The sequence below is a fragment of the Micromonospora sp. ALFpr18c genome (genome assembly GCF_008868155.1).
Lineage (GTDB): Bacteria > Actinomycetota > Actinomycetes > Mycobacteriales > Micromonosporaceae > Micromonospora.
In genome coordinates, this window is the sequence record NZ_WBKR01000040.1 from 26,201 (window position 1) to 34,515 (window position 8,315).

Here is an 8,315-nt window from a genome sequence, read left to right on the forward strand (position 1 = left end):
TCGGGCCACTCCCGCCGGCCACCGGTCGCGCCGATGACCCGCGGGGTAGGTCCGCTACCGGGGCTGCTGCTCGCTGCGGCTGACCCACACCCCCACGACCTGGAGCTGCTCGGCGCGGTAGGTGTGCCGGCCGGTGCTGCTGTCCACGGTGGCGGTGCGCTGCCGGTCGTTGGTGATGAGCAGCTCCAGGTCACGGGCGTGGTCCTCGGTGAGCCCGTGCAGTTCCTCCTGGGTGCCGTCCTCGAAGGTCAGCCGTGCGGTCCACCGCTTCGCGGGCTGGCCCGGGTGCTGCGGGCCGCCGGCGCGGGCCCACGTCTCCCAGACGGTCGGCTCCCGCTTGACGACGCGGTCGCGGCGGTACTGCGCGGTCGACTTCTCCACGTCCATCGCCAGCGCCAGCTCGGCGAGGCTGCCCCCGGCGCCGTGGTGGGCGCGGATCACCGCGTCGCGTAGCCCGTCCAGGCGCGGTGCCAGTCGGTGCTCCAGGTGCGTGATGAGGTAGTGCCAGTCGTCGCGGCTCATGTCGGCGGCCCGCCCTTCGCGCAGCGCCACGAGGCCGACCAGTGCGGAGTCGAACCAGTCCAGCAGCAGCGAGGCGTCCCCGCCGAGCACGCGGGCTTGCGCCGGCGTGACCTCCAGCTGCACCGTTCCGTCCGGCAGATGCTTGAGCGCCATCTCCAACCCCTCCCATGTGTACGAATCTACGTATGACTGTACGGACATTCATACGGCAGGGGTAGGGGTGTGTCGCCCGTCCGACAGATCAACATCGATGGTTTCGGGTGTCGCACTCGTCGCACCTCCAGGGCTGGCCGCGTGGCGGATGCCAGGTGCGAGGGGTGCGAGGCTACGGTCACGGCATGACGAGCACGGCCGTGGTGAACCAGAAAGGCGGCGTCGGGAAAACCGAGCTGACCACGAACATCGGCGGTGCGCTCGCTGAACTCGGCCGGCGGGTGCTGCTGGTCGACCTGGACCCGAGCGGCTACCTCACCGATGGGCTGAAGGTCACGCCCTCGGACGGCTTCAGCCTCGCCGAGGCGCTCACCAGCAGCCGCCGCGCCCGGGTCGAGCCGGTGCGCCACTCCACCACCGAGCAGGGCGGCGTGCTGGACGTGCTGCCCAACACCGCCGCCATGCTCACCGTCGCCCGCGAGCTGGACAAGCTACGCGGGCGCGAGCAGCGCCTGACCCGGGTCCTGGCGCCGCTGGCCGGTGACTACGACGACGTCCTCATCGACTGCCCGCCCACCCTGGACGTCGTCACGGACAACGCCCTCGCCTGGGCCGAGCGGGTGCTGATCCCGGTGCAGGCCGAGGACACCACGCTTAAGGCGCTCCAGCTGCTGCTGGCGCAGATCGCCGCCGTCGACGAGTTCCTCCGCGATGAGCGGCTGGTCCTGCACGGCATGGTCGTGAGCATGCTGCGGCGGCCGGCCTCGGTGTACGCGCGGTCGGTGCTCGATGACCTGGCGAAGCTCGCCGCGCAGGCCGACCTGCCGATCCTGGGCACCGTGCCCCTGTCCGTCGTGGTGAGCGAGGCGAGGCGCCACGGCCGCACCGTCGTCGACTACGCCCCGAACTCCCACCACGCCACGGTCTACCGGGCCCTGGCCAAGACCTTCCCGGAGATCCGATGAGCAAGCAGCTACCCGCCAGCCGGGGCGTCGACGACCTGCTCGGGGTCCTGCGCCAGCGCCACCAACCCGCCGGTCCCGCCTCGCCCGGGGTGCGCCCGGCGACGCCGGCCGCCGTGGAGATGGACCGCCGGTCCTGGTACATGCGCCGCGACGTCGCCGACTCCCTCGCCCGCGCCCTGGACGACCTGCACTACGCCACCCGCGCCCCGAAGCACATCATCCTGGCCGCGATCGTCGAGCACGCCCTGGCCGACCTCGACGGGATCCGCGGGCGGCTGCCCGACGCGCCGGCGTAGCACCTCTCGCACTCCGCGCCGGCGGCCGGGTCAACCGCTCGTTCCTCTACTGGTGCTGCTCGACCCCGGCGCCCTGGCCGACGGGCAGCACCTCCACGGGCGTCGGAAACGAGTAGGCGTAGAACCCGGCCCGGGGGTCGACAGGCACCCACTCGTTGGTGACCGGGTCCAGCTCCCGCGAGGTTTCACCTGCACGTTTGTCACTATCTGAGAGTGCGTGTCCTCCGCGTCGTAGCACTTGTCGCACCTCGACTGGCCGGCAGCGCACCTCACCGGCTGACCACCACGGCGGTCGGCGGGGGGTACCAACCTTTCCCCGGGCCGCCCCTCCGAAGCCTGTCCACCAGGGCCGGCGGCCGGGGTCAAGGGTGGCCGGCAGGCCATCGCGTAGCGACGCGTAGCGCTCTTGACGCCGGTTGGTGGCCCTGGAGCCTCTTAGCGGAGAGGGGCGGTGTGGGGTGTCGCACTTGTCGCACCCGGCCGTGCGCAGCCGTTACGCGGCCGCTGGGCCGGAGCGTCGGGCAACCTGGGTCAACGCGCGGACGACGTCGGCCGGGCGCACCGTGATCGGCTCGTCGCCGGCGGCGTCCAGGGCGGCGTAGTGGGCCTCCACGATTTCCCGCAGAATCGCGCCGGGCTTCACGCCCCGCGCCTCCGCGTCGTCCATCACCCGGCGGGCGACGTCGACGGAGTACCGGGCGGACATGCTGACCTTCGTCGGCGGCGGGGTGTCGTCGACCACCGCGTCGGACCAGTCCCGGTTTTCCAGGGACTGCTGGGCCGCCCTGATGTCGTCTGCTCGGCTCATCGTCCGTCCCTCTCCATCAACTTGCGCACCGGCTCGGCCTCGTCCTCGTCGAGCCACCGCGCCCCGACCACCACGTACGCGTCGTCGGTCTCCTCGATCAACGACACCGCCAACAGCCTGCCGTCCGGCACCGCGCCGACGACGTGCAGCACGGCACCGACGTGGCGCACCAACCGCGGCCGCGCCACGTTCAGCACGTGCAGCGCCTCCTGCCAGCGCACGCCAGCCCGGTCGAGCGCCTCGTAGCTCTCATAGCCGAACCGGGACGGATCTATCGACATGGCAGAAGTATACGAACGTATACGCCGGCATGGGCCGATTCCCGCGCGCCCGTGGTGCGCCGTCTTCGTCGCTGCCGGCTCTTCGCCGTGTCGCACACCTCGCACCCTCCCGACCAGCACAACTTTCCGCACCGCGCCCACCGACCGCCGACCCCGGCGCGGGTCGCACCGGCACGGCCAGGCCGGGACGTCACCGCAACCGAACGCGGGCGGTGACCACGCGACCCGGGAGAAGAAATGGACGCGAACCCGGCCGGCGCGGCGGCCCAGCTCGCGGCCGGCGGCGGCCGTCGCCTCGCCCCCCGTAGCCTCGGCTTGCTCCACACCGCTTCGGTACGGCGACCCGCGCTCGGCGGTGGTGACTACAGTTGATCGCTTATCGGCCCCTGGTCGGGCGCCGATGCCGGTACGCGGGGGAGGTGTCCGGGTGTTCTGCGACCAGTGCGGCGCGACTTTGGCGGCCGGCGCGATCGCCTGCGGGCGCTGCGGAGCGGGTGTCGACGCGCCGCCCATCCCGTCGCCCCGGCTGCCTGCGGTCGGCGAGCGGCTTCCTCCACCGGCAACCCCTGCGGTGGCGGTCGACGTCGTCGACCAGGCGGCGGTGGGCAGCCGCGCGCGCGGGCCCGGTTGGTCGACCTGGGCGCGGTCGACCCTGGGGCGGAACCTGGTCGGGACCGGCACCGGCATAGTCGCGGCTTGGTTCAACGTGCCGTTTGTGGTGCTGCTCGCCGCGATCGGGGCCGTGTTCGGCGGGCTCGCCGGCGTGGTGTCCGGCACCATCGCCGGTCAGGGCGTGCTCTCTCGCCTCGACGCTCTGCTGACCTGGGTTTTTCCCCTGCCCATCCGGGCGGAGCAGCTACTGCCTACGGCGGCGGCTCAGGTCGGCGGCATCGTCGGCGGCATCCTCGGTGCGGTGCACGGCGCCGGGAAGCTGGGCTGGATGGCGGCCGTGTGGCCCTGGGAAGCCCTGGCGGCCGGTGACCCGACGTGGCCGTGGGCGGTTGCGCTCGGCCAGGTCGTGACCGCGCTGGTCGTCGGTGGCCTCTACCTGGTGTGGACTGTGGCCACGGAGAGCGTCCGGCTCCGGATCGGTGGCGCGCGGCGGCTGTCCCGCCGGGAGGCTGCATGGCTCGGCCCGATCGTGGCTGAGGTTGCGGCGCGGATGGGCCTGCGGGCCGTGCCGCGGCTGCTCGTCGACGACCGGCGCGAGGCCAACGCCAGCGCGTACATCCGGCACATCGTCATCAACTACGGGCTGCTGGAACAGCTCGACTACGACCGCGACCAGGTGGCCGGGGTGCTCGCTCACGAGCTGGCGCACTGGCGGGCTGGCGACCCCGTGGCCATGGCCTGGGCGCGGGGCGTAGCCCTGCCGCTCTACCTGCTCTACGAGCTGGCCGACCGACTCCTGATGGTGTCCTCCCGGCCGTTGCACTTCGCCGTGCGGGTGCTGCTGTGGCCGGTGCTGGTGACGGTCCGGTATCTCGTGGTTCCTGTCCAGTCCCGACTCTGGCGGCAGGCTGAGTACCGGGCCGACGCCGTGGCGGCCGCGGCCGGCTACGGCGCGGGCCTGCGGGCGGCCCTGAGCTTCCTGCGGCACACCTTCGACGCTGCCCGCTCCGGCTGGGACCAGACGGTCCTGGCCACCCATCCGCCGAATGAGCTGCGCCTGGAACGCCTGGAGCGCAGCGAGGGACCGACGCCGCTGCGGGAGGACCACCCGCTGGCGCGGGCGCTACCCGGCTGGTCCGACCAGTCGACGGTCCGGAAGGGATGGTGATCGTGACCGACTTCGCGCCGCTGCCGGCATTCGACCCGGTACCGCGTCAGGCCGTGTACCTGGGCCTGGACCCGCGCGACGGCCACCGGCCGTGCTGGTCCAGCCCGGAGGACTCCGTGGGCATCGTCGGCCCACCCCGCTACGGCAAGTCGAGCGGCCTCATCATTCCGGCCCTGCTCACCTGGGACGGGCCGGTGGTGGCCACCTCAACCCGGGGTGACCTGCTCCGCGCGGCCGGCAACTGGCGTCGGAGTCTTGCCGCGCCGCACGGCGGCAGCGTGTACGTCTACGACCCGTTCGGCAGCGAGCCAGGTGTGGTGTCGCTGCACTGGTCCCCGCTGGCCGGCTGCACCGACCCCTCCGTGGCATACCGGCGGGCCTCCGCGATGGTTGCCGTGGTCGGCCGTGGCATCACTGACGGCGAGCACTGGCGGGCCGGCGCTTCGGCCATCTTGCGAGCGGTGTTCCACGCTGCGGCCATCACCGGCGGGAGCATGGTCGACGTACGCCGGTGGCTGGCCAGCCAGGAGGTCCGCGAGCCGGCCCGGATGCTGCGGGAGGCGAACACCAGTGCGGCGAGCTGGGCAGATGATCTCCGGGCGTTGGACCTGCTGGGCGAGCGCGAGCGCGGGTCGTTCTACTCGGTGGCCAGGAACTGCCTCGACGCCACGGCGGAACCGCGCGTACTCGCCTCGACCACCGGTGAGAGCTTCGACGTGGACCACTTCCTGGCCACCAGGTCCACGCTGTTCATCGTCGGTCCGTCGCACTACCAGGCGGTGGCCGCGCCGATGATCGTCGGCCTGGTCGACTCCATCGCGCAGCGCGCGGCCGAGCTGGCGGCGGTCTCCCCGCTGGGCCGGCTCGATCCGCGGCTGCTCCTGGCCCTCGATGAGGTGCCCAACATCGCGCCCCTGGAGTCGCTGCCCGCGCTCGTCTCCGAGGGCGGCGGCCGGGGCATCGTCACCATGTGGGCCGCGCAGAGCCTCGCGCAGCTCCGGGCCCGGTACGGCGCCGACGTCCAACAGTCCATCCTCACCGCGACCACGGCAAAGCTCATCTTCGGCGGAATGAGCAACGGCAACGACCTCCGGGACATCTCCGGGTGGGCCGGCGAGTACCGGGAAACGCAAGTGACCTACTACGCCGGTGGCATCGACCCGACCCGGTCGCCGACCCAGCCCGGTCGGCTCGGTGACCGCGACGCCGGCGGCCGGCAACACGCGGTCGGCGGCCTGTACCGCCCGTCTCTGCCGGTCGACGCGCTCCAGCGAATACCCCCGCTGCACGCCTGGCTGTTCTACCGCTCCGACGCGCCGCTGCTGGTGGAGACGCGACCGGCGGGCCTGATGGAGCCGTTCCGGGCGCGTGCCGGATACACGCCGGATCCGGTGCGCGCGTGAGCACTCAGCTCGACGCCCCGGCGAGCTGCCCGAGCTGCGCCGCGCCGGCGCGGGCCGGCGCGCGGTTCTGTAGGGCCTGCGGCGCTGAGCTCTCGTCGGCTGGGCCGCTGGTTCCCGCGCCTCGGACCGGTGAGCACGACCAGGTGGCCGCGCGCCCTCGGATCCGCTCGGCGACCTGGCGTCGGTGGCTGCCTGGTCGACGGCTCCGGCTGATCCTCGCCGGCGCCGTGGTGGTGGTGCTGCTGGTCGGCTACGGCGTTACCAGCCTGATAGCGGCCGGCAACGGTCCAGACGATCGGGTCCGGGACCTGTTCGCGGCGCTGGCCGACCGCGACGGCGTGCAGCTGGGGAAGGTGGCCGACTGCGACGGCTCGGCGATGTGCCAGCCGGCCTCGCTGCGGCAGGGCTACCAGCCACCGGAGCAGGTCGAGATCCGAAGCGTGGCCTACGGTGACCCGGCGGCCGGCGACACCACTCGGCGACCCAACCGGAACCGGGCCACGGTCAGTGTCCGCTACCAGGTCGGCGGCCAGGCGCACGACCAGGCGGTGACCCTGACCCGCGACGGGCGGGGCCTGCTCCGCTCCTGGCGAGTCCTCGACCCGCCCGGTGCCCTGATGGACGTCATCAGCGCCACCGTCCCCACGGCCCGGCTCGCTGGTGCCGAGGTGGCCACCGTTCGGGCGCCAGCGGCCGACGACCGCAGCGACGGCGCCGTCTGGGCACCTCCCGGCGTCTATACCCTCGCGGCGGTCGACACTCCGCTGGTCGCGGCGGTGCCGTCAACCGTGGTGGTCGCCGCCGACCGGCAGGCGGCCACGGTGGACGTCACCGTGCGCCCGGAGGTGGTCGACGCCGTGACCGGCCAGGTTCGGGAGCGGATCGACGCGTGCGCGCGCCAGCCCGACCTCCAGCCGGACACCGGATCCGGGCCACTGAGCAACTGCCCCCTGGGCGTCACCACCCGCTACGCGTTCACCCGGGACGCCCGGTGGGCGGTACTCGAGTACCCGCGCGTAGAGCTTCGCCAGGACGACGCCGGCGCAGTGACGGTCCGCACCGTCACCCCGGGCCGCGCCCGGGTGACCTACTCCTACACCCTCGATGTGGTCGAGCCGCGGTCGTGGACGTCGACGGCCGAGACACTGGACATCACCGTGGGTGGCGCGGTCGCCGTCGACAGCGGCCGGATTGTCTGGGCCGGCTAATCGGGACCAGGGCGCTACGGCCGGCCCACAACGAGCAGAGATCAAGTACATGAGGGTCAGCCGGAGCAGATTCTGAAGAACCGAGTGCTGTCCCCTGTGCGCGCCAGCGGCAACTTCGGGCAACCGCGATAGGCGACGTCAAGTGGCCCCGGATGGACACCCGCAGGGCGCCGGCGTCTCCGACAACCCGCACTACACAACGCATACGTGGACGCGCAGAAGGAGGTCTCCGACAAGGCCCCACGCTTGTGTAGCTGTCCCAGCACCGCAAATATTTGATCTTGATAGCCGGTCTCGGCGTTCGGTGCCGTGTGGAGGCGAGGTGCTGGACCGGCGATGGTCAGCGCCAAGCACGCCGCGCGTCCAACCGCTGCGCCCCCCGCCGGGCAGGCCGCCGGCGATGGCCGGGCGCTGACCCGCGCGATGGATGTACTCGAACACTGCGGCGTTGGTCAGTGGGGTGAGCACCTGCCACGCACCGCCGACGCGGCGCTGCAGCGCAACATCGGCGATCTCTGATGCGGATGACCGACTGACAGTGTCATGTCAAGGTTCGAGGTCGCCTGCATGAAGGACGGCGGAAGCAGGTACGGCATGCACGCGGCAGTGTCCGTGGTGTTGGGGTATACCCTAACACCACATTCGGCCGCGCCAGGTCAACCGCGTCAGGATAGGGCCATCTGCGCGCTTTCTTGACGCTTGTCCGGCGGAGCCATAGAGTCCAGCCTGACATTATCGGGCCGGAAAGGGTGAACAGAGTGCGGGTCGGCTACGTCAGGGTCAGCGCCGTCGAGCAGAACACCGTGCGCCAGCTCGACGGCGTGGACGTCGACCGGGTCTTCACCGACCGGGCCTCGGGCAAGGACACCGCCCGGCCGAAGCTCGACGAGCTGATCGCG

The 8,315-nt window shown here is 72.1% G+C and carries 10 protein-coding genes; 7 read left to right on the forward strand and 3 right to left on the reverse strand.

What is annotated here, in order from left to right; all coding sequences use genetic code 11:
• Nucleotides 1–54 precede the first annotated feature (54 nt).
• Nucleotides 55–675, reverse strand: a complete 621-nt coding sequence (locus F8271_RS10420) for a hypothetical protein (RefSeq protein ID WP_151489496.1) — start codon at nt 673–675, stop codon at nt 55–57.
• 185 nt (nt 676–860) lie between these two features.
• On the opposite strand from F8271_RS10420, the gene F8271_RS10425 reads away from it, so the two are divergent.
• Together F8271_RS10425 and F8271_RS10430 are read left to right on the forward strand one after the other, a co-directional pair.
• Nucleotides 861–1,640, forward strand: a complete 780-nt coding sequence (locus F8271_RS10425) for a ParA family protein (protein WP_151489497.1) — start codon at nt 861–863, stop codon at nt 1,638–1,640.
• A complete protein-coding gene (locus tag F8271_RS10430) occupies nt 1,637–1,936 on the forward strand; it encodes a hypothetical protein (RefSeq protein WP_151489498.1) in 300 nt (99 codons plus the stop codon). The genes F8271_RS10425 and F8271_RS10430 overlap by 4 nt, the downstream gene beginning before the upstream one ends.
• A 493-nt stretch (nt 1,937–2,429) precedes the next feature.
• Here the strand turns inward: F8271_RS10430 and F8271_RS10435 are convergent, their stop codons facing one another.
• Both F8271_RS10435 and F8271_RS10440 read right to left on the reverse strand, forming a co-directional pair.
• Nucleotides 2,430–2,744: a hypothetical protein gene (locus tag F8271_RS10435; RefSeq protein WP_151489499.1), complete on the reverse strand. Its 315-nt coding sequence runs from the start codon at nt 2,742–2,744 to the stop codon at nt 2,430–2,432.
• Nucleotides 2,741–3,025: a hypothetical protein gene (locus tag F8271_RS10440; protein WP_151489500.1), complete on the reverse strand. Its 285-nt coding sequence runs from the start codon at nt 3,023–3,025 to the stop codon at nt 2,741–2,743. Before F8271_RS10440 ends, F8271_RS10435 begins: the two co-directional genes overlap by 4 nt.
• Nucleotides 3,026–3,452: 427 nt before the next feature.
• On the opposite strand from F8271_RS10440, the gene F8271_RS10445 reads away from it, so the two are divergent.
• The 5 genes from F8271_RS10445 to F8271_RS10465 all read left to right on the forward strand — a co-directional run.
• Nucleotides 3,453–4,805, forward strand: coding sequence for a M48 family metalloprotease (locus tag F8271_RS10445; RefSeq protein WP_151489501.1), 1,353 nt, complete (start codon nt 3,453–3,455; stop codon nt 4,803–4,805).
• A 2-nt stretch (nt 4,806–4,807) separates the two neighbouring features.
• Nucleotides 4,808–6,208 (forward strand): type IV secretory system conjugative DNA transfer family protein, encoded by a 1,401-nt coding sequence (locus F8271_RS10450; protein WP_225854388.1) that lies wholly within the window; start codon nt 4,808–4,810, stop codon nt 6,206–6,208.
• Complete coding sequence (locus F8271_RS10455) at nt 6,205–7,416, forward strand: zinc ribbon domain-containing protein (protein WP_151489503.1); 1,212 nt, start codon at nt 6,205–6,207, stop codon at nt 7,414–7,416. Before F8271_RS10450 ends, F8271_RS10455 begins: the two co-directional genes overlap by 4 nt.
• 336 nt (nt 7,417–7,752) lie before the next feature.
• On the forward strand, nt 7,753–7,935 hold the full coding sequence (locus tag F8271_RS10460) for a hypothetical protein (RefSeq protein WP_151489504.1): 183 nt from the start codon (nt 7,753–7,755) through the stop codon (nt 7,933–7,935).
• Between the two features lie 239 nt (nt 7,936–8,174).
• A partial coding sequence (locus F8271_RS10465) for a recombinase family protein (RefSeq protein ID WP_192580238.1) occupies nt 8,175–8,315 on the forward strand: 141 nt, incomplete at its 3' end.

Coding starts and splice junctions, on each gene's coding strand:
- F8271_RS10420 (WP_151489496.1), bottom strand. CDS start 675: ATGGCGCTCAAGCATCTGCCGGACGGAACGGTGCAGCTGGAGGTCACG.
- F8271_RS10425 (WP_151489497.1), top strand. CDS start 861: ATGACGAGCACGGCCGTGGTGAACCAGAAAGGCGGCGTCGGGAAAACC.
- F8271_RS10430 (WP_151489498.1), top strand. CDS start 1,637: ATGAGCAAGCAGCTACCCGCCAGCCGGGGCGTCGACGACCTGCTCGGG.
- F8271_RS10435 (WP_151489499.1), bottom strand. CDS start 2,744: ATGAGCCGAGCAGACGACATCAGGGCGGCCCAGCAGTCCCTGGAAAAC.
- F8271_RS10440 (WP_151489500.1), bottom strand. CDS start 3,025: ATGTCGATAGATCCGTCCCGGTTCGGCTATGAGAGCTACGAGGCGCTC.
- F8271_RS10460 (WP_151489504.1), top strand. CDS start 7,753: ATGGTCAGCGCCAAGCACGCCGCGCGTCCAACCGCTGCGCCCCCCGCC.